This window comes from Macrococcus lamae (genome assembly GCF_004359545.1).
In the GTDB taxonomy this organism is placed as follows: domain Bacteria; phylum Bacillota; class Bacilli; order Staphylococcales; family Staphylococcaceae; genus Macrococcus; species Macrococcus lamae.
Genome location: NZ_SCWB01000012.1, coordinates 24,127 through 47,194, shown reverse-complemented (window position 1 = coordinate 47,194; position 23,068 = coordinate 24,127). Strand labels below are relative to the sequence as shown.

The 23,068-nt window shown below is 40.4% G+C and carries 31 protein-coding genes; 26 read left to right on the top strand and 5 right to left on the bottom strand.

Features of this window, described 5'->3' with window-relative positions:
• The first annotated feature begins 25 nt into the window (after positions 1-25).
• The 9 genes from ERX29_RS07635 (at position 26) to ERX29_RS07595 (ending at position 7,213) form a co-directional block, all read left to right on the top strand.
• The gene (locus tag ERX29_RS07635; RefSeq protein ID WP_165981108.1) at positions 26-904 is read left to right on the top strand and encodes an ABC transporter ATP-binding protein; all 879 of its coding nucleotides are present in this window, start codon (positions 26-28) and stop codon (positions 902-904) included.
• The gene (locus tag ERX29_RS07630; RefSeq protein WP_133444110.1) at positions 891-1,628 is read left to right on the top strand and encodes an ABC transporter permease; all 738 of its coding nucleotides are present in this window, start codon (positions 891-893) and stop codon (positions 1,626-1,628) included. The genes ERX29_RS07635 and ERX29_RS07630 overlap by 14 nt, the downstream gene beginning before the upstream one ends.
• Positions 1,628-2,695: a sensor histidine kinase gene (locus tag ERX29_RS07625; protein WP_133444109.1), complete on the top strand. Its 1,068-nt coding sequence runs from the start codon at positions 1,628-1,630 to the stop codon at positions 2,693-2,695. Before ERX29_RS07630 ends, ERX29_RS07625 begins: the two co-directional genes overlap by 1 nt.
• A gap of 4 nt (positions 2,696-2,699) precedes the next feature.
• Positions 2,700-3,299, top strand: coding sequence for a response regulator transcription factor (locus ERX29_RS07620; RefSeq protein WP_133444108.1), 600 nt, complete (start codon positions 2,700-2,702; stop codon positions 3,297-3,299).
• Between the two features lie 115 nt (positions 3,300-3,414).
• Positions 3,415-3,735, top strand: coding sequence for an ArsR/SmtB family transcription factor (locus ERX29_RS07615; RefSeq protein WP_133444107.1), 321 nt, complete (start codon positions 3,415-3,417; stop codon positions 3,733-3,735).
• The gene (locus tag ERX29_RS07610; protein ID WP_165981113.1) at positions 3,735-5,027 is read left to right on the top strand and encodes an arsenic transporter; all 1,293 of its coding nucleotides are present in this window, start codon (positions 3,735-3,737) and stop codon (positions 5,025-5,027) included. The genes ERX29_RS07615 and ERX29_RS07610 overlap by 1 nt, the downstream gene beginning before the upstream one ends.
• A 13-nt stretch (positions 5,028-5,040) precedes the next feature.
• Positions 5,041-5,445 (top strand): arsenate reductase (thioredoxin), encoded by a 405-nt coding sequence (gene arsC, locus ERX29_RS07605; protein WP_133444105.1) that lies wholly within the window; start codon positions 5,041-5,043, stop codon positions 5,443-5,445.
• A 26-nt stretch (positions 5,446-5,471) separates the two neighbouring features.
• Positions 5,472-6,008 carry a GNAT family N-acetyltransferase gene (locus ERX29_RS07600; RefSeq protein WP_165981107.1) on the top strand — a complete coding sequence of 179 codons (537 nt, stop codon included), beginning with the start codon at positions 5,472-5,474 and terminating at the stop codon, positions 6,006-6,008.
• A 77-nt stretch (positions 6,009-6,085) separates the two neighbouring features.
• Positions 6,086-7,213, top strand: coding sequence for an MFS transporter (locus ERX29_RS07595; RefSeq protein WP_133444103.1), 1,128 nt, complete (start codon positions 6,086-6,088; stop codon positions 7,211-7,213).
• Positions 7,214-7,257: 44 nt separating this feature from the next.
• Here ERX29_RS07595 and ERX29_RS07590 read toward each other — a convergent pair whose 3' ends face one another.
• The 3 genes from ERX29_RS07590 to ERX29_RS07580 all read right to left on the bottom strand — a co-directional run bounded on the left by ERX29_RS07590 (position 7,258) and on the right by ERX29_RS07580 (position 9,540).
• Positions 7,258-7,458, bottom strand: a complete 201-nt coding sequence (locus ERX29_RS07590) for a cold-shock protein (RefSeq protein ID WP_133444102.1) — start codon at positions 7,456-7,458, stop codon at positions 7,258-7,260.
• Between the two features lie 232 nt (positions 7,459-7,690).
• The gene (locus tag ERX29_RS07585; RefSeq protein WP_133444101.1) at positions 7,691-8,818 is read right to left on the bottom strand and encodes an ABC transporter permease; all 1,128 of its coding nucleotides are present in this window, start codon (positions 8,816-8,818) and stop codon (positions 7,691-7,693) included.
• Positions 8,815-9,540: an ABC transporter ATP-binding protein gene (locus ERX29_RS07580; RefSeq protein WP_133444100.1), complete on the bottom strand. Its 726-nt coding sequence runs from the start codon at positions 9,538-9,540 to the stop codon at positions 8,815-8,817. The genes ERX29_RS07585 and ERX29_RS07580 overlap by 4 nt, the downstream gene beginning before the upstream one ends.
• A 135-nt stretch (positions 9,541-9,675) precedes the next feature.
• Between ERX29_RS07580 and ERX29_RS07575 the strand changes: the two genes are divergently transcribed.
• The 7 genes from ERX29_RS07575 to ERX29_RS07550 all read left to right on the top strand — a co-directional run bounded on the left by ERX29_RS07575 (position 9,676) and on the right by ERX29_RS07550 (position 15,587).
• Positions 9,676-10,170, top strand: a complete 495-nt coding sequence (locus ERX29_RS07575) for a GyrI-like domain-containing protein (RefSeq protein WP_133444099.1) — start codon at positions 9,676-9,678, stop codon at positions 10,168-10,170.
• A gap of 265 nt (positions 10,171-10,435) precedes the next feature.
• Positions 10,436-10,744 (top strand): PadR family transcriptional regulator, encoded by a 309-nt coding sequence (locus ERX29_RS07570; protein WP_133444098.1) that lies wholly within the window; start codon positions 10,436-10,438, stop codon positions 10,742-10,744.
• 5 nt (positions 10,745-10,749) lie between these two features.
• Positions 10,750-11,328, top strand: coding sequence for a DUF2812 domain-containing protein (locus ERX29_RS07565; RefSeq protein ID WP_165981106.1), 579 nt, complete (start codon positions 10,750-10,752; stop codon positions 11,326-11,328).
• A 127-nt stretch (positions 11,329-11,455) separates the two neighbouring features.
• On the top strand, positions 11,456-11,764 hold the full coding sequence (locus ERX29_RS07560; RefSeq protein WP_133444096.1) for a metal-sensitive transcriptional regulator: 309 nt from the start codon (positions 11,456-11,458) through the stop codon (positions 11,762-11,764).
• Positions 11,765-11,790: 26 nt separating this feature from the next.
• Entirely contained in the window at positions 11,791-12,009 is a 219-nt protein-coding gene (gene copZ / locus ERX29_RS10995) for a copper chaperone CopZ (RefSeq protein ID WP_165981105.1), read from the top strand.
• A gap of 76 nt (positions 12,010-12,085) precedes the next feature.
• Positions 12,086-14,269 carry a heavy metal translocating P-type ATPase gene (locus ERX29_RS07555; protein WP_165981104.1) on the top strand — a complete coding sequence of 728 codons (2,184 nt, stop codon included), beginning with the start codon at positions 12,086-12,088 and terminating at the stop codon, positions 14,267-14,269.
• A gap of 85 nt (positions 14,270-14,354) precedes the next feature.
• A complete protein-coding gene (locus ERX29_RS07550) occupies positions 14,355-15,587 on the top strand; it encodes an aminopeptidase (RefSeq protein ID WP_133444095.1) in 1,233 nt (410 codons plus the stop codon).
• Between the two features lie 45 nt (positions 15,588-15,632).
• Here ERX29_RS07550 and ERX29_RS07545 read toward each other — a convergent pair whose 3' ends face one another.
• Positions 15,633-16,067 (bottom strand): organic hydroperoxide resistance protein, encoded by a 435-nt coding sequence (locus tag ERX29_RS07545; protein WP_133444094.1) that lies wholly within the window; start codon positions 16,065-16,067, stop codon positions 15,633-15,635.
• A gap of 102 nt (positions 16,068-16,169) precedes the next feature.
• Here ERX29_RS07545 and ERX29_RS07540 point away from each other — a divergent pair, with 102 nt between their 5' ends.
• The 3 genes from ERX29_RS07540 to ERX29_RS07530 all read left to right on the top strand — a co-directional run bounded on the left by ERX29_RS07540 (position 16,170) and on the right by ERX29_RS07530 (position 18,031).
• Complete coding sequence (locus ERX29_RS07540; protein ID WP_133444093.1) at positions 16,170-16,508, top strand: thiol-disulfide oxidoreductase DCC family protein; 339 nt, start codon at positions 16,170-16,172, stop codon at positions 16,506-16,508.
• Positions 16,509-16,589: 81 nt separating this feature from the next.
• Positions 16,590-16,997, top strand: a complete 408-nt coding sequence (locus ERX29_RS07535) for a hypothetical protein (RefSeq protein WP_133444092.1) — start codon at positions 16,590-16,592, stop codon at positions 16,995-16,997.
• Positions 16,998-17,089: 92 nt separating this feature from the next.
• The gene (locus tag ERX29_RS07530; RefSeq protein ID WP_133444091.1) at positions 17,090-18,031 is read left to right on the top strand and encodes a cation diffusion facilitator family transporter; all 942 of its coding nucleotides are present in this window, start codon (positions 17,090-17,092) and stop codon (positions 18,029-18,031) included.
• 14 nt (positions 18,032-18,045) lie between these two features.
• Here the strand turns inward: ERX29_RS07530 and ERX29_RS07525 are convergent, their stop codons facing one another.
• Complete coding sequence (locus tag ERX29_RS07525) at positions 18,046-18,558, bottom strand: DUF402 domain-containing protein (protein WP_165981103.1); 513 nt, start codon at positions 18,556-18,558, stop codon at positions 18,046-18,048.
• A 367-nt stretch (positions 18,559-18,925) separates the two neighbouring features.
• Between ERX29_RS07525 and ERX29_RS07520 the strand changes: the two genes are divergently transcribed.
• The 7 genes from ERX29_RS07520 (at position 18,926) to ERX29_RS07500 (ending at position 23,065) form a co-directional block, all read left to right on the top strand.
• The gene (locus ERX29_RS07520) at positions 18,926-19,360 is read left to right on the top strand and encodes a hypothetical protein (RefSeq protein ID WP_133444089.1); all 435 of its coding nucleotides are present in this window, start codon (positions 18,926-18,928) and stop codon (positions 19,358-19,360) included.
• Between the two features lie 66 nt (positions 19,361-19,426).
• The gene (chrA, locus tag ERX29_RS07515) at positions 19,427-20,584 is read left to right on the top strand and encodes a chromate efflux transporter (protein WP_133444088.1); all 1,158 of its coding nucleotides are present in this window, start codon (positions 19,427-19,429) and stop codon (positions 20,582-20,584) included.
• Positions 20,585-20,612: 28 nt separating this feature from the next.
• Positions 20,613-21,206 carry an NUDIX hydrolase gene (locus ERX29_RS07510; protein ID WP_133444087.1) on the top strand — a complete coding sequence of 198 codons (594 nt, stop codon included), beginning with the start codon at positions 20,613-20,615 and terminating at the stop codon, positions 21,204-21,206.
• Positions 21,207-21,287: 81 nt separating this feature from the next.
• The gene (locus tag ERX29_RS10990) at positions 21,288-21,605 is read left to right on the top strand and encodes a hypothetical protein (RefSeq protein WP_165981102.1); all 318 of its coding nucleotides are present in this window, start codon (positions 21,288-21,290) and stop codon (positions 21,603-21,605) included.
• A gap of 13 nt (positions 21,606-21,618) precedes the next feature.
• Positions 21,619-22,158 carry an ABC transporter permease subunit gene (locus ERX29_RS07505; RefSeq protein ID WP_165981101.1) on the top strand — a complete coding sequence of 180 codons (540 nt, stop codon included), beginning with the start codon at positions 21,619-21,621 and terminating at the stop codon, positions 22,156-22,158.
• The gene (locus tag ERX29_RS10985; RefSeq protein ID WP_165981100.1) at positions 22,155-22,382 is read left to right on the top strand and encodes a hypothetical protein; all 228 of its coding nucleotides are present in this window, start codon (positions 22,155-22,157) and stop codon (positions 22,380-22,382) included. The genes ERX29_RS07505 and ERX29_RS10985 overlap by 4 nt, the downstream gene beginning before the upstream one ends.
• Positions 22,383-22,414: 32 nt before the next feature.
• Positions 22,415-23,065 carry an ABC transporter permease subunit gene (locus tag ERX29_RS07500; RefSeq protein ID WP_165981099.1) on the top strand — a complete coding sequence of 217 codons (651 nt, stop codon included), beginning with the start codon at positions 22,415-22,417 and terminating at the stop codon, positions 23,063-23,065.
• Positions 23,066-23,068: the final 3 nt, after the last annotated feature.

The window sequence follows — 23,068 nt, the reverse complement described above, 5'->3', positions numbered from 1 at the left end:
TTAATGGACCTAAGGAGGAATGAACATGATAAAACTGAATGATGTTTCTAAAGTAATTAAAGGCAGACGAATTTTATCGGAAATTAATCTTGAAATCAATCAAGGTGATGTCGTGGCTCTGGTCGGTCCGAATGGCGCAGGTAAATCAACGTTAATTGATCTGCTGCTGGACAATAAGAAAGTGTCTTCCGGGACGATTGAAGGACAGGAACTGATTAGAAATCATAACCAAACGGGAGTCCTTTACCAGCAAAGTTATTTCACGCCGCATATGCAGACCTATCAGATTATTGAACTGTTCAGAAACTTATATTCAGAACCTTTATCCATTGAAGCAATTAAATCGATGACTTTATTTGATGAGACACTGATGAAGACAGAGGCGGATAAATTATCCGGTGGTCAGAAGCGTATATTGGATGTGGCACTGACATTGATGGGGGATCCTGACTTTATTATCCTGGACGAGGCGACGACCGGGATGGATACGTCGACACGGAAGCGGTTCTACGAGCTGATTCAGCAGTTGAAGTCTGAAGGAAAGACGATTCTCTTTACTTCACATTATATTGAGGAAGTTGAATCACTGGCAGACAGAATCGTACTGCTCCATAAAGGAGAAGTTATTAGAGACAGCACTCCAAGAGCTATCCGCAGTGAAAATATGACAAAGCAAGTCATGCTGCCTGTACACTTCGAATATTTACTGGATGAACTTCGTCCATTCAGTCGTCATATTAAAGTGGATAAACAATATATGACCATCGAAACGTTGCATATTGATCAGCTGATCAATGTGCTGCAGCATCATCAAGTGTCACTTCAAAACATTGAAATCAGCAATGAATCACTGCTGGACAGTATATTTAAAGCCGTAGAGGAGGATTCTCATGAAACAGTTTAAAGCGATGATGAAATACGAGATGATTGATGTGACGAAACGAAAAAGTATTTTCTTTTTCTCTATCCTGCTGCCGGTGATTTTCTTCATTATTTTCTCTTCAATGATGGATATGCCGACAGAGAAGATGCAGAAGTTTTATGTCAGAGACTATATGCTGTCAATGACGACATTCAGTTTAACGAGTTTCGCCTTGTTCACATTTCCTGTTGAAATGATCAATGACAAGAAAGAAGGCTGGAGCCGTGCACTATTCAGAACACCTTTGAATCCACTCATCTATTATTTATGCAAAGTGATTAAAATCATGATCATGTATATGATCTCTATTCTTATCGTATTTTTAGTCGGCAAGTTCTACAAAGGAGTAGACATGACAGTCTCAGAATGGATTATCAGCTATGTCGCACTGTTATTCGGTGGGACGATCTTCCTGACACTTGGTTTACTGCTTGCTCATTTTAAAGATGCGCAGAAAGTATCCATCGTTGCGAACCTTCTTTATCTCGGACTCGCAATGCTCGGTGGTCTGTGGTTTCCGGTTGTTACATTTCCGGCATGGTTGAAACCGATCGCTTATGCCATGCCGACCTATAACTTTAAAAACATCGCTGCAGGTCAGTTTGCTGGTCACTATCCGTACCATTCCATTATTATATTATTACTCTATGGTCTGGCGTTCGTTATGTTAACATTAGTGATAAGAAAACGAACGGAAGTGATTTAATGAATCAACGGTTAGGCGTCCATCTTGCAAATTATGTTTCTGCATTGATTTTCCTGATATATCCTATATCACAAGCTCTTCATCCGACTTATCTTATTGATGGAATCGCAGACTGGACGGCTATCGGATTGTATGTTTTATGTGCGTATTTCTTTCTTGAAAGAAAGAAAAAGTACCAGCTGGCAATGTGGATTTTGTTGATTCTATCGATCAGCTACTTTGTTTATTTCATCGACCCGGGATGCATTTTATTTTATTTCTTTCCGGTTAGTATACTTTCATACAATTTAAATCAGAAAATTATCTCTAAATATGGAGTATTGTTAATCGGCTCATTTATTTTAAACTTTCTGATTATTAAGTTGAATCATCTGACGGTCGGTTATACCTTGCTCCCTTTTATAGTACTGGCTGGTGTGATGCTGCTCTCGAATGACTTTTTTGCGAAACAGAACCGTCTTCAGCAGGAGTTGAATGATAAGGACAGAGAACTTGCAGTGATGGCAGGACAGCTTGAGCGAAACCGGATCTCAGAAGATCTGCATGACTCTCTCGGTCAGTTATTCAGCACGCTGTCCGTTAAATCAGAGCTTGCAGAGAAGTTAGTCGACTATGATGCAGCAATGGCAAAAGTAGAAATAAAGGAAATTAATGACCTTGTAAAGTCATCATTATTTTCCGTCAGATCAATTGTTGATAACATACAGCAGACCACTGTTGCAGAAGAGCTGAAGCAGTCTCAAGCATTACTGAGTGATGCCGGGATTGAGTTTGACTATCACCTCGCATCTATCGATATTAAAGAAGAACGGATGAATGAACTAGTGATGCTGATCCGTGAGCTGACCAACAATGTTATTAAACATAGTAAAGCTGCACATGTTTATTGTGAACTGGCTGAGCAGGACCATTTAATATCGCTTGTCTATAGAGACGATGGTGTTGGATTATCTCATTCATCGATGGCATTAAAGAGTATCAGCCGGAGAGTTCAGCAACTTTACGGCGTTGTTAAGTATAATGACATGGAACCGGGACTTGAAGTTTATATAGAGATGGAGAAGTGATTCTATGAAACTATTATTAGCAGAAGACCAGAGTATGCTGCGTGAAGCGATGGTCAAACTGCTGACGATCAGCGGTAAATTTAAGAGTGTCACCGGAGTGGCGGATGGTCAGGCAGCACTGGATACTTTGGACCAGACATATGATATTGTAGTGCTGGATATTGAGATGCCGAAAGTAACAGGTCTTGACGTACTTCAAGCGATTAAGCATCAACAGCTGCCTTGTAAAGTAGTGATTGTCACGACATTTAAGCGTCCAGGCTACTTTGAGAAGGCATTGAACTTAAACGTAGATGCCTATGTCCTGAAGGAACGTTCAGTTGATGAGCTGATAGAAACCATCGAAAAAGTGATGGCAGGCGGGAAGGAATATAGTCCTGAACTTCTGCCGATGATGCTCACTAAAAACCCTCTGACTGATAAAGAGCAGGAAATTCTACAATTGATCGGTGAAGGGTTATCAAGCAAGGAAATCAGCAGCCAGTTATTTTTAAGCGACGGGACAGTCAGAAATTATACATCTCTTATTATTGAAAAGCTTGGCGCAGAGAACCGGATCAATGCCTGGCGGATGGCAGTGGATTTAGGATTCATTAACAATTAACTATATCTTATGCGGTAAATGACAGACTGCATAAGATAATTTTTTATTTTATATATAGACAGTCATCTATATTTAGTTTATTATATAGACAAATATCTATATAAGGAGCATCACTATGAATTACGAACAAATGGCAGCTTTATTCAAAGTGCTGTCAGACAGAAACAGGCTTGAAATCATCGATTTATTATCATGCGGACCGCTTTGTGCGTGTGATATTCTTGAACATTTCAAAGTTACGCAGCCGACCTTATCTCATCATATGAAGCAGTTGAAGGAAGCAGATCTTGTGACGTCATGGAAAGAGGGTACGAAAGTGATGTATTCGCTGAACAAAGAGAAGACGCCTGCTGTGCTGCAGTTCACTGAGCAATTATTCAATGAAAGTGAACGCTGCGTTTGCGCCGAAATTAACAGTGAAGGGTGCTGTGGATGATGACGTGGATTGCTGTAATGATATTTTTGCTTACCTTAACACTTGTCATCTGGCAGCCTAAAAACTTATCGATTGGCTATTCAGCAATCGGAGGAGCGATTCTTGCACTGCTGTTCGGTGTCGTTGATTTTAATGATGTCCGAGATGTCACCGGCATTGTCTGGAATGCGACATTCACTTTCATCGCTGTCATCTTGATCTCATTGATTCTTGACGAGATCGGCTTCTTTGAATGGGCGGCCCTGCACATGACACGTCTCGCCCGAGGGAATTCACTGCTCATGTTCATCTATGTCTGTCTGCTCGGCGCAGTCGTTGCTGCATTTTTCGCAAACGACGGTGCGGCATTGATTCTGACACCGATTGTTCTGGCGATGGTCCGTCATTTGAAGTTTGACGAGAAGATGGTTTTTCCGTTTATCATTGCCTCAGGATTTATCGCAGATACAACAAGCCTTCCACTCATTGTTAGTAATTTAGTGAATATCGTATCAGCAGATTATTTTGATATCGGCTTCCTGGAATACGCAAAGCATATGTTTCTTCCTAATATTTTCAGTCTGATCGCAAGTATTATTGTACTGTGGCTGTACTTCGGTAAACGAGTACCGAAACACTATGATCCGTCGAAGTTAAAGACACCAGAATCAGCGATCAAAGACAAGAAGTTATTTAAATTATCATGGGTTGTACTCGCTTTATTATTGCTCGGTTATTTAGTCAGTGACATGATACATGTACCGGTTTCACTGATTGCCGGACTGATTGCTCTTGTATTTATGTTAATCGCACGTCGCAGTAAAGCTGTGGAAACAGCAAAAGTCATTAAAGGTGCACCGTGGGCCATCGTCTTCTTCTCAATCGGTATGTATGTTGTCATATACGGTCTGAAGAATGTAGGGTTAACTCACGTCCTTGCATCAGTGATCAACCAGGTTACTGATACGGGCTTATTCGGTACTGTGATGGGTATGGGATTTCTGTCAGCAGTGTTATCTTCCATCATGAACAATATGCCGACAGTACTTATTGACTCTATTGCAATCCATCAATCGCAGGCAACAGGATTACTAAAAGAAGCGCTAGTATACGCCAACGTCATCGGCTGTGACCTTGGACCAAAAATCACGCCTATCGGTTCCCTCGCAACATTGCTCTGGCTTCATGTGCTGCGCGGTAAAGGTGTCAAGATTTCATGGGGGACTTACTTTAAAACGGGTATTGTCATTACGATTCCTGTGCTATTTATGACATTAGTCGGTCTTTACTTATCGATGTTGATATTTAATTAAGAGGAGAATGGTTATGAAAAACAATCAAAAAACGATATACTTTCTTTGTACAGGTAACTCTTGCCGCAGTCAGATTGCAGAAGGATTTGGTAAAAAATATTTACCTGAATGGAATGTACTCTCAGCAGGTATAGAAACACACGGAGTTAATCCGAAAGCAATTGAGGCGATGAAAGAAGTCGGTATCGATATATCGCAGCAGACATCTGATAAGATTGATGCGGAAGTATTAAATAGTGCAGATTTGGTCGTAACGTTATGCGACCACGCGAAAGATGTCTGTCCGGTGACACCGTCCCATGTCAGAACAGAGCACTGGGGCTTTGAGGATCCGGCAGGGCAGGACTGGTCAGTATTCCAGCGCGTCAGGGATGAAATTGGAGAACGCATTAAGCGATTCAGCGAAACAGGAGAATAAGCATTATGACTTAAATGAGGTGTTCCATGAAAATCAGAAGAGCATTACTTCATGATAAAGAACAATTACAACATTTATTCAGAACAGTTATTGATGATACTTTCCGGTTGAATAACTTGAGTGATGAAGAAGACAAAGCAGCAGAATATCAGACTAAAATTCACTATCTGCAGTCAGATTTTGACACGGAAGGTCAGGAAAAGAAGTTTTTTGTAGCAGAACTTGACGAGCGTATTATCGGCTGCATTACTTACGGCAAAGCAAATCAGATGATCAACGAAATAACACACGATGCTTTGAAAGAAACATTCGAGATCGGAACGTTATATGTACATCCTGATTATCAAGGAAATAGAATAGGAAGCCGGCTGATTGACCATGTCCGTGAAGACATGAAGCAGAACGGAATCACTCATTATTGCCTGGATTGCGGGTACAAGACAGCTCAAGTCAAATGGTGCAGGAAATTTGGGGAACCGACCTATAATGCTCAAGATTACTGGGGAAAAAATGATGATCATTTAATATGGGTCAGAGTAATAGATGAGACTTACCTAAAATAAATCTGTCATTAATTGACAGGTTTATTTTTTATAGAACGGGTAAATACGCTACGACAAATTTTTCAGGAGTCTATGCTATGAAACAGGAAAAACAGATTGTCTTCACAGGTATTATCTTTATCGCTATGGCGTATGGCATCTCAAGATTCAGCTATGGTCTGCTGCTGCCTTATTTTAACGAGCCGTTGCAAATGACTAATCAAATTTCAGGGATGGTGTCTTCGATTTCTTATTTGACCTACTGTCTCGGAATCATTTCTGTCTACACTATATTTAAGCAGTTTCAACCGAGAAATGATCTGTTGATTTCAGGGGGACTGACAATAGCGGGGTTGATGATGCTGATGCTGTCCACTCATTATTTACTGTTTGGGGCAGGAGTCATCGTTCTTGGATACTCAGCAGGTGTAGCTACAGCACCGTTCGGCTATATCATCAAAGAGAAAATTACTTACGGTTATCAGGACAGAAGTAACGCCTGGATCAATACAGGAATTGGTCTAGGTCTAATCATTATAGGAATCATTGTCTTTTTATTTAAAGGTTACTGGCGCTACAGTTATTTGACGTTCATTCTATTGAGTTTATTCATCGTGCTCGTCAACTATAAGAAGCTTCCTTATGTAGAAATGAGTCATCTTAATTACAAGCTGGATCTCCATCACATTTTCTACGGCAGAAAACTGATTTTATCAACTATTTTGCTAGGAATCGGTACAGCAGCGTACTGGACTTATTTCCAGTCTTATATTTTTAAGACGGACTATAAGGAATGGACCAGTCTGTTCTGGGTTGTTCTCGGAATCGGTGGCTTGCTCGGCGGCTTTGCGGGAAGAGCACTTGAACGATTCGGAATGACTAAGATCCATATTTTTACGGGGCTGTTACTCGCTATTGCGAATATATCGCTTATACTAAGCGAAAATGTCTTGTTATTGGCTATATCAACTTTATTATTCGGATTGGTCTATGTCTTTAGTATGGGAGTGTATGCATTTTGGAGTGCGCGCCTTTACGTTGAATTTCCATCAATGGGAATCATAGTGACATTTGTTTCACTGGCAGCAGGACAGTTTCTCGGAACGTTCTTTTCCGGTTTTATTTTGGAATCACTGGGTTTTCAATTGCTGTTTATTATTTATGGTCTGTTAAGTCTTGTCACTATATTCTTTAGGCCGCTCGCAGATGAACTGGAAGATATTTAGACAAAAAAAGGACTCCTCAATTGAGGAGTCCTTGAATGTTAAAATTATAATTTAACGATGTTAGCTGCTTGAGGACCACGTTGGCCTTCTTCGATGTTGAATTCAACAGCTTGTCCTTCTTCTAATGTTTTGTAGCCGTCGCCTTCGATAGCGCTGAAGTGAGCGAATACGTCGTCTCCGCCTTCAACTGAAATGAAACCGAAACCTTTTTCTGCGTTAAACCATTTAACTGTACCTTGTGTCATGTGTAATGACCTCCAAATAATTATTACTAAATCTGAATTTCTCAAAAAGAAAAATTCACACGTTACAAAAGTATTAACAAACCACGTTACTTTTGTACCATGTGAATGCGTTGCCTTTTAAACGTTCGATTTAATTAACCTTAGTATATAACATCATTTCAACTTTGTCCAGTAATCTATACAGTTATTTTATAAAAAATATGTCAATTTGAAATAAATCCAGAGTAGACGCTTAAATTCTGCGGTATTTCTTAAGGGCAAAAACATTGAGCGTAATGAATATTAACGTGAATAGAGCAAGCACGACGAGATCTATAGTGACTGAACTAAGTGACCAGTGTTTGTACATCACTTTCTTCAAGGCATCACCCGCGTAGTAAAGCGGCATGAATCTTGCCAGTACCTGCAACCATCCGGCCATTGTTTCAAGCGGAAACAAACCGGACAGAAAAACTTGAGGCACGATAACAAGCGGGATGAATTGAATCATCTGAAATTCTGATCTTGCAAAGGCTGATAGCAGCAGACCGAGTGATAAGGCGGTAAGTGCGATGAACAGATTGATGATGATGACTTTCCATATGGATGCAGGATCTGCGATGCCGAGTACAAATACAGCAAATAGAACGATAACGATGGTCTGTAGGATTGCAAGGAGACTGTAGCCGATGACGTAACCGAATGTCACCTCAAGCCTTTTTACTGGAGTCATCAACATACGTTCTAAAGTACCAGAAGTGCGTTCTTTCAAGAAACCGATTCCGGAAATCAGGAACACAAAGAAAAAAACAAAAAATCCAATGAGAACTGGTGAAAATGTGTCAAAGGCAGATGTATCTTTACTCCCGTATATATAGTCAGTTTTGACATTCGTATTCTTAGGATCGTTCAATGTGATGTTCTTCGTAGGACTGAAAGGGATTTTATCCAGTGTTTCTGCTAAATCCTTTATTTTTGCTTTCATATCATCAACGAGTGTACTCTGAGTTTTCTGTTGATATGCTTGGTTCACTGTGAGGCGGATGCGGCTGGCAATAGCTGGGTCATCATTCAACAGACTGACTGTCACATGGTCACCCTTTTTTATAACCAAGCCGTCAAGTTTGTGATCTTCCATAAATTTTCTATTGTCAGCAGGATTCTTACTATATACAGTCACTTTGAAATCATTGTCTTCAAATTGATGTACTATTGAAGGTTCAACATGGATAGCGCCGATAGCAGGATTTCTCGCATCACCGTCAAAGACGACATGCATGAGTGTCAGAATAACAAGTGGGGCTAAAAAAAGAAGTGCAAGCGTGCGTTTGTCACGCATTTTTTCAAGCATAATTCGCTTTACAATACCCATCGTTCTCATCGTGACACCTGCTTTCCTGCATTGATAAAGACGTCATCGAAAGAATATGCATTATATCGCTGCTTCAGTTGATGAGGTGTTCCTTCTGCCAGAATGCTGCCATCATTAATCATTGCGATATAATCACATCGCTCTACTTCGTCCATGACATGGGTTGTAATAATGATTGTTTTTCCTTGCGCTTTTAATTTCGCCAGTTCTTCCCATATCGTTTTCCGGAGTGCGGGATCAATCCCGACAGTAGGTTCATCCAGTATCAGAATGTCAGGATCGTGCAGCAATGCTGTTGCAAGTGAAAGTCTGCGTTTCATGCCGCCTGAATAATGACTGACCTTTTTGTGCAAGTCATTCTGCAGTCCAACCAGATTTGAAGTATAGCTGATTCTTTCTTTAGCAGTAGTTCTTTTAAGAGAATATAAAGAGGTATAGAACTCGAGATTCTCGCGGCCGGTTAATTCTGGATAAAGAGCATCAGATTGAGCCATAAAGCCGATAGACTGCAGCAGTGTGATATCAGGAACGGCTTTATCAAGCACATAAATACTGCCTTTTGACGGAGTTTCCATCCCTGCAATCATTCTGACAAGCGTCGTCTTACCAGCGCCTGACGGACCAATAAAACCATAAATCTTTCCCGCTTCCATATCAAAATTGACATCAGTTAGCACTTGGAAATTACCAAATGATTTAGAGACGTTATTAATGATGATCTGTTCCGTCATAAAGCACCTCCGTGAGTTATTACATTATTTCACTTCATTATATCAGAGTCTGCTTGATTTTAGATTAATCGCATGGATTTAGAATATCATGTACAATGAAAGCGTAATCTAATTTGATGTAAGGGGGTGGCTGCGATGGAAGTGCGGATTGAAAAGAAAGATGCATTTAATATTGTCGGTGTGACTAAACGAGTACCTATCCGATTTGAAGGGTTAAATGCAGAAATCATAGAACTTGCCAAGAGCATCACTGCATCACAATATAAGACGATGAATGAATTAAATGATTTATATCCTAAGCAAGTGGTCAATGCCTCTTATGACTTTGATGATACAAGGTTCGAAGGAAAAGGTGAGCTGACACATATGATCGGGTTTATGACAGCAGAGAAAGTTTCGTCAGATGAATTGAAACAACTGAGTGTCCCGGCTGGAACATGGGCTGTATTTCCTAGTACCGGACCATTTCCGCAAACGCTGCAGGATACATGGGGAATGATTTATGCGGAGTGGCTCCCTTCATCGGATTACAAAGTAATTGATGGACCCGAAATTTCGTTTACTAAAATGCATGATGCAGATGAAAGTAAATACAGTGAAATTTGGCTGCCAGTGCAGAAACGTCAATAGTTTTGGTCCACATTTCAGTTTGTGGGCCAAAACTGATGGAAAATTGAGCCATATTTCAATTTGTGGCTCAAAACTAATCCGAAATTGAGCCATATTTCGGTTTATGACTCAAAACTAACGATAAAATGAAATACTCATTAGTTTCCAGATGAAAACTAATGAGTATTTTTTATATTCAGTTGAACTGAATACAATATCATGTTATCATATTACTAAGCTCAACTGAATAGTAAGACTGAGTAGTACAAATAAAAGAGGTGTTGTTATGAAGCATAAATTATTACCTTTATCTGAAACGATGCATTACATTTTGCTCGTCTTAAGACAACCGAAACATGGTTATGCCATCATGCAGGAAGTTCAGGACTTAAGCAAAAATGCTGTTATTTTAGCTCCGGGCACACTATATGGTGCTATTGATAACTTGGCTAAACATAAGTGGATCAAGCAAGTAGATGTGATTGACCGACGGAAAATTTATCAGATTACACAGGAAGGGTTAGATGTACTGGATCATGAAGAGAAGCGGCTTCAACATATATTAAAGATATATGAAATGGGGGATGTGCAATGAGGATCATGAAATTATTTTTAGACCCGATGAAAGAAGAACAGTGGATTAACAGTATACTTCGACAAGGTTACCGGCTAGATAAAAAATCTGCCTTGTGCTATTACACATTTACTGAAACAAATGATGCTTATATCGTTCGAACCGATTACCAGGATTATTTAACAGTCAAAGATTACACAGAGTATAAGTTGATCCACCATGACTTAGGATGGGATTTAATTAGGGGCAATCGAATCGAAGGTCTGCATATTTGGGAGAAACTCATTGATGGCAATGACGAATTAAATTCAGATGACCAATCAAAATTGAGCTATTTTAAACGAATGATGAACTATACAAGCGCAATGATATTCATATTTCTCTTTATATTGGTTTTTAATTATCCAAAACTGAATGAGTTGTTTCTGACGCCAGGACTTTGGGAAATGAAAGGTTCATTATTCTGGAAAGCATTTCTGTTCGAACTGCCATTTGTTTTACTGAGACAGTCATTTTTCATTGTCATTGCTATAGATGCCTATGTTTTCTTTAGAAGTTATAACCGTTATAAGAAGTTTAAAGATGAGATTGTGAACAATTCATAAGTTATAGAATATGAGCCACATTTCAGTTTGTGGCTCAAAACTCGCATTAAATTTCGCATCTCATAAGGAAACTAACTGTTTGACAAATATACCTCATGGGGGTATTATGAAGAAGTAATAGGAGGTGATGCAGTTGACAGATCATTGTGATACAGAAAGAAAAAGTCATCATCCGGAGCATGTGAAAAAAGATATGGTCAACCGGTTGAACAGAGTGGAAGGTCAGATTCGGGGAATTAAAGGGATGATTGAGAAGGATGTCTATTGTGATGATATTATCACTCAATTATCTGCAACCCAGTCAGCACTGAACAGTGTGGCGAAGATTCTACTAGAAGGACATTTGAAAGGCTGTGTCGTTGACCGATTGAATGACGGCGATGACGTTGTGCTGGACGAATTACTTGTAACGATGCAGAAACTCATGAGAAAATAATTAAAATATATGAAGGAGCGAATAATATGGCTAATCAAACATTAAATGTAAGAGGCATGACATGTAATCACTGTAAAGAAGCAGTAGAAAAAAGTGTAGGTGCTGTTGATGGAGTCAATGACGTATCAGTTAACCTTGAGAGTGGTGAAGTTGCTGTAGGATTTGATGATACAAAAGCAGCGGTGGAAGATATTAAAGATGCTATCGAAGACCAAGGTTATGAAGTCATTCCGACAAATGAATAACAGATAGGTGCGACATTCTCGCACTTTCTTTTTTAAATAAAATATACCCCTATGAGGTATAAAAGGTGATGATTAGATGATGGACAAAACAGAACTTGAAATTACAGGGATGACCTGTGCGGCCTGTTCAAGTCGAATTGAGAAAGTCCTTAACAAAATGGACGGAATTGACACAGCGAGCGTCAACCTTGCACTTGAACACGCGACAGTTTCTTATCATCCTGACCAGACAGATGTTCAGAAGATTATTGAACGAATTGAAAAATTAGGCTACGGAGCATTTCAGGAAGTGGATCACGAGCAGACTGAAGATATCAGAGAACAGCAGTCACGCAGACAAATGATTAAGTTCATTGCCGCTGTAGTCCTATCATTGCCGCTCTTATGGACGATGGTCGGGCATTTTAGTCTGACGTCATTTTTACCGATGCCTGCCATTCTCATGAATCCATGGTTTCAGCTGCTGCTCGCCACTCCTGTTCAGTTCATCATAGGTTGGCAGTTTTATACAGGTGCATACAAGGCACTTAAAAATGGCAGCGCAAATATGGATGTACTCGTCGTGCTCGGTACGTCAGCCGCATATTTTTACAGCGTCTATCAGATGATGACTGCTCATCATGCACATCTGTACTTTGAAACAAGTGCAGTATTAATTACGCTCATATTGCTCGGGAAATTATTAGAAGCGAGAGCCAAAGGTAGATCATCCAGTGCTATTAAAACATTGATGGGTATGCAGGCAAAGACGGCAGTTGTGATTCGTAACGATGAAGAAATGACAATTCCGTTAGAAGAGGTCATCACAGACGATATTGTATTGATAAAACCAGGCTCGAAGATTCCTGTGGACGGTGTGATGATAGAAGGATCCGCTGCAGTCGATGAATCGATGCTGACGGGTGAAAGTCTACCAGTTGATAAACATATGGGTGATGTGCTTTACGGTGCGACCATTAACAAAAACGGCTTTATTAAAATGCGTGCTACAAAAGTTGGAAAAGATACGGCACTTGCTCAGATTATTAAAGTCGTTTCGGATGCTCAAGGCTCAAAAGCGCCTATTCAGCGTCTTGCTGATAAGATTTCAAGTGTATTTGTTCCTATTGTCATCGCAATCGCTTTGCTCGCAGGACTGATGTGGTATTTCATCGTTCAGCCTGGAAACTTTGCCCAGGCACTTGAAATTACAATCAGTGTTCTTGTCATTGCCTGTCCATGTGCACTAGGACTTGCGACTCCGACGTCTATCATGGCAGGTTCCGGACGTGCTGCTGAAGCAGGTGTTCTATTCAAGGGCGGGGAATATCTGGAACAGACCGGTAATGTGACGACTGTTGTTATCGATAAGACCGGAACTGTGACTCATGGTCAGCCGGTTCTGACTGATATCATCAGCGAACGATTGCCGGAAGAAGAACTACTCAAACTTGCAGCTTCTGCTGAAAGACAGTCGGAACATCCGCTTGCTGAAGCAATTGTCAACGCGGCTGCAGACAGGGGACTAACTCTTACACAGCCTGAACAATTTGAAGCATTGCCCGGGTATGGTATTAAAGCTATCATTAATAACCAGCAAGTGCTTATCGGCACTAAGCGTCTATTGGAATCAGTTGAGATACATGATACTGCTCTTAGTCAGATGAACATGCTGGAATCAGACGGCAAGACAGCTATGCTGATCGCTGTCAATCAGCAGTTTGCAGGTATCATTGCAGTAGCAGATACCGTCAAGGATACATCAAAAGAAGCCGTGCAACGTTTGAAATCACTCGGCATTGAAGTGATCATGCTGACCGGTGATAACGAAAGAACAGCACAAGCAATTGGCAGACAGATCAGTATTGACCGAGTTATTGCTGAAGTGCTGCCGGGAGATAAAGCTGAAGTCATAAAAAAACTGCAGGCAGAAGGTCAGACCGTGGCCATGGTCGGAGATGGAATTAACGATGCTCCGGCGCTTGCGACAGCGCATATTGGCATGGCTATCGGTACAGGGACGGATGTCGCCATGGAAACAGCGGATATCACATTGATACGAGGTGACCTGAACAGTATTGCTGATGCATTGATCATGAGCCGGAAGACGATGCGGAATATTAAGCAGAATTTATTCTGGGCATTCGGTTATAACGTCATTGGTATACCGATTGCAGCACTGGGCTTGCTGGCGCCATGGGTAGCTGGAGCGGCCATGGCATTCAGTTCAGTGTCAGTCGTATTGAATGCTTTAAGATTACAGCGGATGAAAATCAAGTAAACTATCAGCTGACCCTCGCATATTCATTTACAAATTAATTCGGTTTCCGATATAATATAAATTAACAAAATGATGAGGTGATGAGATGAACCAATTTAAAGAGCAAATCAACAAGTATGCTGAAGTCATAGCAAAAGTCGGACTGAATGTGCAACCCGGTGAAACGATTGTAGTATTGTCTGATATTCGAGCGATTGAACTAGTTCGCGCGTTCACAACAGCAAGTTATGAACTAGGTGCGAAGAAAGTAATTGTGGAATTGTCAGATAGTAATATACAGCAGGATCACATGAAATACCAGAACATTGAGACGATTGAAGACCTGCCGCCGCACATCAAAGTAAAAAATGACTATTACTTAAAAGAAAAAGTATCAATGCTGTTTATTCATGCTGTATCTCCTGAAAACCTGAAAGATGCCGACCCGGAAAAAATTGCAGCTCTGACTCGCGCTGGTCGCGAAGTAGCTAAGGAATTAAGTGATTCTCGTATGCGTCACGATCAGCCATGGTGCATCGTCGGCTATCCTGGTCCAGAATGGGCGAAACTTGTCTTTCCGGAGTTATCAGAAGAAGAGGCTGTTACTAAACTAATGGAAAATATACTGAAAACAGTACGTGTGGATCAGGAAGACCCTGTTGCTGCCTGGGACGCCCATGGTAAATTCTTGAAGTCACGTGCGAAGTGGTTAAGTGACTTTAATTTTGACCGGTTGAAGTATACAGCCCCAGGAACAGACCTTGAAATTGGTCTGATTGATGGTTCACAGTTTGCGGGTGGCGGTCACAAAAGCCGCGGAAATCTTGAAGTTAAAGTTAACATGCCGACGGAAGAGGTTTTCACGTCTCCGGATTATCGCCGGGTGAACGGGGTCGTCAGCAATACATTGCCTCTTAGCTACGGCGGTCAGATTATCGATAACTTTAAATTGACGTTTAAAGACGGTGTGGTCACTGACTTTGAAGCAGAGAAAGGTTATGACGTGCTTAAGGAGCTGCTTGACTCTGATGAAGGCTCAAGAAGACTTGGAGAAGCGGCATTAGTACCTGTAGATTCACCGATTTCGAATTCAGGCATTCTTTACTTTAATACATTATTCGATGAAAATGCCTCATGTCACGTAGCGTTAGGCCAAGCTTATCCAGGACCAGTGCCTGGAGCGAATGAGATGTCTGCTGAAGAACGCGATGCAGTCGGTCTGAATAGTTCGCTGACACACGTTGACTTCATGATCGGCAGCAAGGAACTTGATATCGATGGTATCACTCGAGACGGCAAAGTAGTGCCGGTGTTCCGTCAAGGGAACTGGGTAGAATAGCAATAAAAAATCCGGCTGGAATGTCATTTTCCAGCCGGATTGTTTTTAAGCTTGTGTGCCTGTTGCTGATAAGTTCACGTTCACATTGCCATTTAGTGCTTTAGAGTAAGGGCAGTGTTTATGTGCAATCTTAATGAATTTCTCTGCATCTGCCTGAGACAATCCTTTAATGTCAGCTGCTAAATCTACATCAAGTTTAAAGCTGTTTTTATCATCTGGATCTTCGATTAAACGGACAGTTGCTTTAACTTGACTGGACTCATACTCTTTATGTGCAGCTTTCAATACGAGTTCAAGTGCACTGTTGAAACATGTACTGTAACCTGCTGCAAATAACTGCTCAGGATTTGTTTCAGTTGTTGCTGTTCCGCCCATTTCTTTCGGCTTATCTACTTTGACCTTTAAGTTGCCGTCTTCTGTATAGGCTTCGCCGTCGCGTCCACCTGTATTGATGGCCGTCGTTTCATAAATAGTTTTCATGGTTATCGCTCCTTTAGTTTGTAACTACAATAATCATTCCACTGCACAAAATTTTAAAACATGACATGCTTATGAGATAATGGATTAACAGAGGTGATCCAAATGAATGTAGTGATATATGACGGAGACTGCGGATTCTGTCAGTACTGGATCCGCTGGCTGCTTAAATTAGATAGAAATGAAGAGCTGATGTTTGCTGATCAGTATTCCAACTTCTTTCAGAAACTTCCTGTGCAGCGAACAGATAGTATCATGTTTGTTGAAAATCATAAAATTTATTTTGAGTCACAGGCGATAATTGAAATTCTGTCAGTAACTGGCTACCGGAAACTTGCAGCTACTGGACGACTCATTCCAGGTATAGTAAGGGATGGAGTGTACAGAATGATTGCGAAATATCGGCATCACCTGGCACCGAAATCATGTAAAATGATGCCCTGATGCTTATAAGAAACGATTTATTGGGTAAAGAATAAAATATTAAATAAACAATACATACATCTAAAAGTGAGGGAATAATCCATGGAAAAGTGGTTGAGATTAGGATTTGGAATTGGAGCAGGTTTTTATATTGCTAAAGATGCGATGCAGTATGTCAGAAAGATTGAAAGTCGTGATCAAGTGACTGAGAAACTGAACCAGCTACAAAAATACAGCGGACTTGCAACAGTATTTCTGACAACAACAACAGCTCTTGTGAAAAATCAATCTGATAAAAAGGGCAGTAAAGAAATTAATGAAGTAGTGGATGAACCGTTGATGATTGATGGTAAGGAACCGAAAGAATCAATCAGTGATTCAGTCAAGTCCATTCTCGATACAGGCATTGTCTCTGCCTTTGTAACTGACCAGCAGAAAGTCGACCGTATTAAAGATGTAGTGGACGAAGCTTCAAAAGTAGAAAAATTTCTGCGCGGCTGGTTGAAATAATATAGGCTAACAAATGTTGAGTGAACCATGAGGATGATACTCATGGTTTAATTTTTTTGCCGGCATTTAATAAACATAAAGGGAGTGACACTATGGCAGGAGAACATAACCATAATCATGCACATACAGCAAATAAAAAAGTACTACTTCTCAGTTTTGTCGTCATTACTGTCTATATGATTATCGAAGCGTTTGGCGGTTGGATGACCAATAGTCTTGCGCTGCTCTCAGACGCGGGACATATGCTTTCAGACTCCATATCGCTTGGCGTCGGACTGCTGGCACTTATATTTGGCGCAAAGTCAGCCAATTATACGAAGACTTACGGCTACAAACGATTTGAAATTCTTGCTGCTGTCTTTAACGGTGTGACTTTAATACTTATTGCCGGATACATATTCTATGAGGCGATCGGCCGCTTCCAGCATCCACCGGAAGTTGCCTCGAGCGGCATGCTCATTATCGCGAGCATCGGTCTGCTCATCAATATTCTTGTCGCATGGCTGTTGATGCGTGGTGATACACATGAGAACTTAAACGTCAGAGCAGCCTTCCTGCATGTGATAGGTGACTTGCTCGGGTCAGTTGGAGCGATTATTGCTGCACTGCTGATCATGTTCTTTGACCTTGGTATTGCTGACCCGATTGCGAGTGTCATTGTAGCAGTGTTAGTGCTAGTCAGCGGCTACCGGGTGACACAGGAATCTGTCCACATCTTAATGGAAGGTACACCGGCGAACGTCAATGTCAATGAGGTCATCAGCACAATACAATCGGTTGAAGGGGTTGAAGGACTTCATGACCTTCATGTCTGGAGTATTACGAGCGGACAGAATGCACTGAGCTGTCATATAACTGTGGATGGGCAGATGACTATTCAACAAAGTACATTCATTCAGGAACGGATCGCACATGAACTGGAACATCAAAATATCAATCACGTGACCGTGCAGATTGAGAGCAATACAACGCAGCACGATGCATCCATCATATGTACGCATAAAGAAGAAGTAGCACACAATCACTCTCATTAAAAAAAGCACCTTATTTAATCAATAAGGTGCTTCACTGTATCAAATTGTTTGACGCCGAACGGGAAAACGCCGTTCGTGATATTGTTTTTCAGTTCCTGTAAAGAGACAACAGCGAAATTTGTCAGTTGAATCGGATAATGATATTTCTTGCTGTTGGTCATATACATTTCGTGGTTTTTTAAAAACCATAAGCCTTCACTTGTCTTGACGTAATCCATATCAATATCTATATAAGTAATACTATCACTCTCACTTCTGCAGGGCGTAGAAATATTACAGAACATACTGATCGGTTTCATTTCATCATCAACACAGATTGAAACTGTATAACCGTGATATTTAGAGAAGAAGTGCAGACTGGCATACTCTGTTATATAAATCTTATTATTGATGAAATGCTTGAGTTCATTTAACTTCGGACAGTAGACCAGCCAGTAGTGAGGCGTTTCTTCAAGGAGTTTTCCTTCGTATTCTATATGAGGAATTTTAGGGTATTTATACGACTTAATAGAGACAGTGTCTTTCATGACATCCCTCCTTCTGAAATCAATAATAAATTGCATGCAACTTTATATTGTAAGCGTTTAATTTCTATAACCCATTTACTTATTGTATAAGATAATGTAGAAGTTCGCACATATTTTCAAGAAAAAATTTAATCTGATGAGCATTTCTTGACGGAATCATGTCTATTCCGATAGAGCGATATGTGAGAAAGGATGACGTTATGTTTAAAAGAAAATATATACTGCCAGGAATTTTTCTTGCGATTTGTTTATTATTATTGGATTTTTTTAATGAAAACACTCGCGATGTATGGACAATACTGCCATATGCGATTCTACCATTTTTCTATGCATTCTTATCATGGCTTTTACATTCCGAACCTTATCAATGGAAGAAGAACAAGAAATGAAGCAACTTATATACGCTGTTCTATGTGCTGCTGGTTTGCTGGCAATGACTGTGCTCTGGGATTTATTATTTGGGACAAAGTTAACGCTATTATTGTTGAACGTCGATTTTATCATTGATTATAGCAGAAGAAGACCATCGTTCCTTGAAGAAACGGCTTATCATATCATTATTGGTATCGTTATCTTCTATTCACTCAGCATCATTTACCGGAAATATCATCAGTTATATAAGCCGACGCTGATCATCTGTCTGCTTCTGACTTGCAGTCTTTATTATCTTCTGACATTGATTGCTGTAAGACCATTCTTTTTCCATACTATAATAGGGGTGACAGGGTGGTTAGTAACTCATATAATCTACTTTATTGCCATTAATACTTTAATTAAACGTAACTACACAATATCTCAATAGTATTGTAATATTGCGGACTCTTGAAACATAGTATGATGATAGTAATGATTGTTTTAGGAGGAAAGTATGAATCGTCTCTTAGAAATCTTTATAGTGGCATTGAAGCTTGGACTAACATCATTCGGGGGACCGACTGCGCATCTTGGGTATTTCAGAAATGAATATGTCGAACGGCGACATTGGCTCAGTGACAAAATGTATCAGGACTTAGTGGCACTCTGTCAGTTTCTGCCTGGACCGGCCAGCAGTCAGGTAGGGATGGCGATCGGCATGACGCGTGGCGGTATTTTCGGTGGAATTCTTGCTTTTCTTGGATTTACACTGCCTTCGGTTATTATGCTTATAGCAATCGTCTATGCAGTTGATGCATTCTCTATATCACTTGACTGGATTCAAGGGTTAAAACTTGTCGCGGTCGCAGTTGTATTGCATGCATTAATCGGTATGGGTAAGACGAGTATGACAACGACAGCCGCTGTTATTATAGCTGTTGCTGCATTTGCAGTGAGTCTGCTTCTGCCGACTGCAGTCACTCAAATTGCTATTATTATTGTCTCGGGTCTGGTCGGAATCGCACTGTTTAACGCATCAGGAGACGATCAGACGGACAGCTTCACTGTTCCTGTTTCTAAGACGACAGGACTGATCAGCCTGATCTTGCTCGCAGCTATACTTCTTCTGCTGCCTATTCTGACTGGAGTCATCAAAAATGACTGGCTCGAGATGTTTGATAAGTTTTACCGCTCCGGTCTCCTTGTATTCGGCGGCGGACATGTTGTGCTGCCGCTTCTGGAACGTGAATTTGTTCCGGGAATGATAAAAGCAGACGACTTTATCGCTGGCTACGGATTCGCCCAGGCAGTACCTGGTCCGTTATTTACATTTGCATTGTATTTAGGGACAGTGATGAAAGGGATGGCAGGGGGATTATTCTCAATGTTTGCGATTTTCCTGCCTGCCTTCCTGCTTGTTCTCGGCTGTCTGCCGTTCTGGGAGCAGCTTAGAAAGAATACACTGATACGCCAAGCATTAAAAGGAATCAATGCTGGCGTTCTCGGCATACTTGCTGCCGCATGGGTTAATCCAATTATGATGCATACAATCAAATCACCGCTGGATATCTTATTCGCAGCTTTATTATTTATTATGCTGCATTATTTCAAAGTAGCGCCATGGATTATTGTAGTAGCTGGTACAGCGATTGGAATATTAGTTTATAGGTAAAGGATAATATTTTTAAGGAGGTCAAAGGATGACAGAACAATTAACAATCGTTGACAGTAACCGTCAGTATAAAGGCGTGATGGACCGTGAGGAGGTTCACCGGACAGGTGAATGGCATGAAACATTCCAGTGTCTGTTCTATGATGAGAACTTCGTTTACTTCCAGCGCCGATCTGAAGACAAGAAGGATTTTCCGGATATGCTGGATATCTCAGTAGGCGGTCATTTATCAAGCGAGGAACAGATAGAAGATGGTTGCCGTGAAATCACAGAAGAGCTCGGCATTACGCCGGATACTCACCGACTGAAGTTCATTGAAATCGTGCAGGCAGAAATTGAAATTGATGGATTAGAGCATTATATCGACCGTGAGTTCGCTCATATTCACACATATCATGTGACAGACGAGGAACTGCAACATATTAATTTTCAGGACAATGAAGTGTCTGACTTGATCAGTTTCGAGAAACATCTGTTGATTCAGCTATTCAACATGGAACTGGATGAGCTGGAAGGAATGAGCGTGATGAGCGGCGAGGAAGCGATGTACCGAATGGAAGACTTTGTCCCTCACGCAGCAGAATATTATCAAAAGTTAGCTAAAATCATAGAAGCGGTGTAAACCGCTTTTAATGGTTTTTTTTCCATTTAATTTATAATTAACTGAATGTTCAGTTTATAATATAATGGAAGAGGGGCTGTTATGATGAGAGATATTTTTAAAGGAATGATTCGTTTAGTTGTTGTCTTTATTTCTTTTTTTGTTGTAGCGACGTTTACGCAAATTTTTACTGCAGATGGGCTGAGCTTCAAGCATTATGTGAATGGAATTAATCACTTGTTTTCAAATCTTGCTCATATTCAGGATTTTCGTTTTAAGATTTCTGGCGGATTTATAGAAAGAGATTTATTTCCTTTCATTTTTCAGCCTTGGTTAAATACCGTTAAATACAATGGCTATTTTTATTCTTTCTCTGATAATAGCAATAAGCTCCAGCTTTCTATCAATTGGTGTTGCTAAACGCTTTAAATGGGTGAATCGTCTCTTTTCCAGAATCGTGAAAATACTCGGCTATCTTCCGGACATTTTCATTATGCCGCTCGTTATTTTAGTCGTGATTCTGATTTATCAGTATAGTGGCATACTCATTCTTGATGTTGCATCTACTGCGGACAAAGATGTTATTCTGCTGCCTGCCCTGTTGTTATCAATTGTACCGTTTGTTCAGTTTTATAAAATTCTTGATCAGACCATTGAAGAAGAGCTGGATGAAAGCTATGTCATGATGGCAAGAGGAAAAGGATTATCTGAAACAGAAATTTTAGTTAAGTATGTTATGCCTAATATCGCTTCTGTCTACTTCATTAACTTCAGACAAGTTGTATGGATGACATTGTCCAGTCTGTTTGTCATGGAAATTTTGTTCTTTATTTTTGGAGCCACTTCTTTTCTCTATACTTATCATCAGCCGGAAATTCTGTTGACTGTTTTAGTATTGATGTTTATTCCACTCTATATCATGTTTATCGGTCTTAAATTTATAATTGAACGGTTGACGGGTGTTTCTGTATGAAACATTCTGCTAAATTAATAATATCCCTTACTCTAATTGTAGTTCCATTGATGATCAGCGTTGTTTACTTTGATTTATTGAATAGGAAAGTGCCGCAGACATTTTATTTAAAAGACGGTAAAGGCGAAATTATAGCCGGAAGTCCTATCCCGCCTGGCGCTGATATTTGGTTCGGAACAGATGCGGATGGCTATCATATTTTTTTCGAAGCACGTCCGGTCTAAGGATTACGCTGATATTTGTGGTAGGTATTGCTGTGCTTTCATTTTTACTGGCAGCAGTAATAGGTGCATGGCTCAGTTTTAGAAAAGGTCACTTTGATTTTTTAATAGATGCCTTTTTGACCTCTTATTACTTTATTCCCCAGGCAATCATTGCGTATATATTACTGCAGCCGGTTATTATGGAGACACCGGACGGTTTTCTTTACGGAACTCATGTGCGAGTCGTTTATTCAACGATAGTACTGGTGCTTGTGCTTCTGCCGACCACACTAATTGTGATAAGAGATGAGATACGACAGATTTTAAGACGCGATTTCATTGAGTCAGCAGTTGTGTTAGGAGCCGGTAAATTAAGAATACTGTTTCAGCATGTGATGCCAAATATTAAATCACGGTTAATGATAGTGTTCACAAGATTAATCTATCAGTCTCTGATGGTCATGGCTCATATTACATTTTTAGCGATTTTCTTTGCGGGAACAGATGTCTGTTTTGGAGCAGGATGTCCTTCACCGCCGACAAAACCAGCAATAAGAGAATTATCATCTTTGCTAGGCTATCATATGAGAGAGTTGTATTCATCGTGGTGGACCTTTATAGTACCACTTAGTTTTGTTGTTTTATTACTAATTGCATTCCAGCTGCTGAGCGAGGCACTGGAGAATAATAAAGAATTGAGGTAAGTT

Excerpts from the sequence above, each read along its gene's own strand:
- ERX29_RS07625 (WP_133444109.1), top strand. The coding sequence starts at position 1,628 with ATGAATCAACGGTTAGGCGTCCATCTTGCAAATTATGTTTCTGCATTG.
- ERX29_RS07565 (WP_165981106.1), top strand. The coding sequence starts at position 10,750 with ATGAAATTATTTTTAGACCCGATGAAAGAAGAACAGTGGATTAACAGT.
- ERX29_RS07590 (WP_133444102.1), bottom strand. The coding sequence starts at position 7,458 with ATGACACAAGGTACAGTTAAATGGTTTAACGCAGAAAAAGGTTTCGGT.
- ERX29_RS10990 (WP_165981102.1), top strand. The coding sequence starts at position 21,288 with ATGATGAGAGATATTTTTAAAGGAATGATTCGTTTAGTTGTTGTCTTT.
- ERX29_RS07610 (WP_165981113.1), top strand. The coding sequence starts at position 3,735 with ATGACGTGGATTGCTGTAATGATATTTTTGCTTACCTTAACACTTGTC.
- ERX29_RS07620 (WP_133444108.1), top strand. The coding sequence starts at position 2,700 with ATGAAACTATTATTAGCAGAAGACCAGAGTATGCTGCGTGAAGCGATG.
- ERX29_RS07570 (WP_133444098.1), top strand. The coding sequence starts at position 10,436 with ATGAAGCATAAATTATTACCTTTATCTGAAACGATGCATTACATTTTG.
- ERX29_RS07555 (WP_165981104.1), top strand. The coding sequence starts at position 12,086 with ATGATGGACAAAACAGAACTTGAAATTACAGGGATGACCTGTGCGGCC.
- ERX29_RS07510 (WP_133444087.1), top strand. The coding sequence starts at position 20,613 with ATGACAGAACAATTAACAATCGTTGACAGTAACCGTCAGTATAAAGGC.
- ERX29_RS07530 (WP_133444091.1), top strand. The coding sequence starts at position 17,090 with ATGGCAGGAGAACATAACCATAATCATGCACATACAGCAAATAAAAAA.
- ERX29_RS07545 (WP_133444094.1), bottom strand. The coding sequence starts at position 16,067 with ATGAAAACTATTTATGAAACGACGGCCATCAATACAGGTGGACGCGAC.
- ERX29_RS07615 (WP_133444107.1), top strand. The coding sequence starts at position 3,415 with ATGAATTACGAACAAATGGCAGCTTTATTCAAAGTGCTGTCAGACAGA.
- ERX29_RS07600 (WP_165981107.1), top strand. The coding sequence starts at position 5,472 with ATGAAAATCAGAAGAGCATTACTTCATGATAAAGAACAATTACAACAT.
- chrA (WP_133444088.1), top strand. The coding sequence starts at position 19,427 with ATGAATCGTCTCTTAGAAATCTTTATAGTGGCATTGAAGCTTGGACTA.
- ERX29_RS07520 (WP_133444089.1), top strand. The coding sequence starts at position 18,926 with ATGGAAGAAGAACAAGAAATGAAGCAACTTATATACGCTGTTCTATGT.
- ERX29_RS07540 (WP_133444093.1), top strand. The coding sequence starts at position 16,170 with ATGAATGTAGTGATATATGACGGAGACTGCGGATTCTGTCAGTACTGG.
- arsC (WP_133444105.1), top strand. The coding sequence starts at position 5,041 with ATGAAAAACAATCAAAAAACGATATACTTTCTTTGTACAGGTAACTCT.
- ERX29_RS07535 (WP_133444092.1), top strand. The coding sequence starts at position 16,590 with ATGGAAAAGTGGTTGAGATTAGGATTTGGAATTGGAGCAGGTTTTTAT.
- ERX29_RS07595 (WP_133444103.1), top strand. The coding sequence starts at position 6,086 with ATGAAACAGGAAAAACAGATTGTCTTCACAGGTATTATCTTTATCGCT.
- ERX29_RS07580 (WP_133444100.1), bottom strand. The coding sequence starts at position 9,540 with ATGACGGAACAGATCATCATTAATAACGTCTCTAAATCATTTGGTAAT.
- ERX29_RS07550 (WP_133444095.1), top strand. The coding sequence starts at position 14,355 with ATGAACCAATTTAAAGAGCAAATCAACAAGTATGCTGAAGTCATAGCA.
- ERX29_RS07585 (WP_133444101.1), bottom strand. The coding sequence starts at position 8,818 with ATGAGAACGATGGGTATTGTAAAGCGAATTATGCTTGAAAAAATGCGT.
- ERX29_RS10985 (WP_165981100.1), top strand. The coding sequence starts at position 22,155 with ATGAAACATTCTGCTAAATTAATAATATCCCTTACTCTAATTGTAGTT.
- ERX29_RS07635 (WP_165981108.1), top strand. The coding sequence starts at position 26 with ATGATAAAACTGAATGATGTTTCTAAAGTAATTAAAGGCAGACGAATT.
- ERX29_RS07560 (WP_133444096.1), top strand. The coding sequence starts at position 11,456 with ATGCAGTTGACAGATCATTGTGATACAGAAAGAAAAAGTCATCATCCG.
- ERX29_RS07630 (WP_133444110.1), top strand. The coding sequence starts at position 891 with ATGAAACAGTTTAAAGCGATGATGAAATACGAGATGATTGATGTGACG.
- ERX29_RS07575 (WP_133444099.1), top strand. The coding sequence starts at position 9,676 with ATGGAAGTGCGGATTGAAAAGAAAGATGCATTTAATATTGTCGGTGTG.
- ERX29_RS07525 (WP_165981103.1), bottom strand. The coding sequence starts at position 18,558 with ATGAAAGACACTGTCTCTATTAAGTCGTATAAATACCCTAAAATTCCT.
- copZ (WP_165981105.1), top strand. The coding sequence starts at position 11,791 with ATGGCTAATCAAACATTAAATGTAAGAGGCATGACATGTAATCACTGT.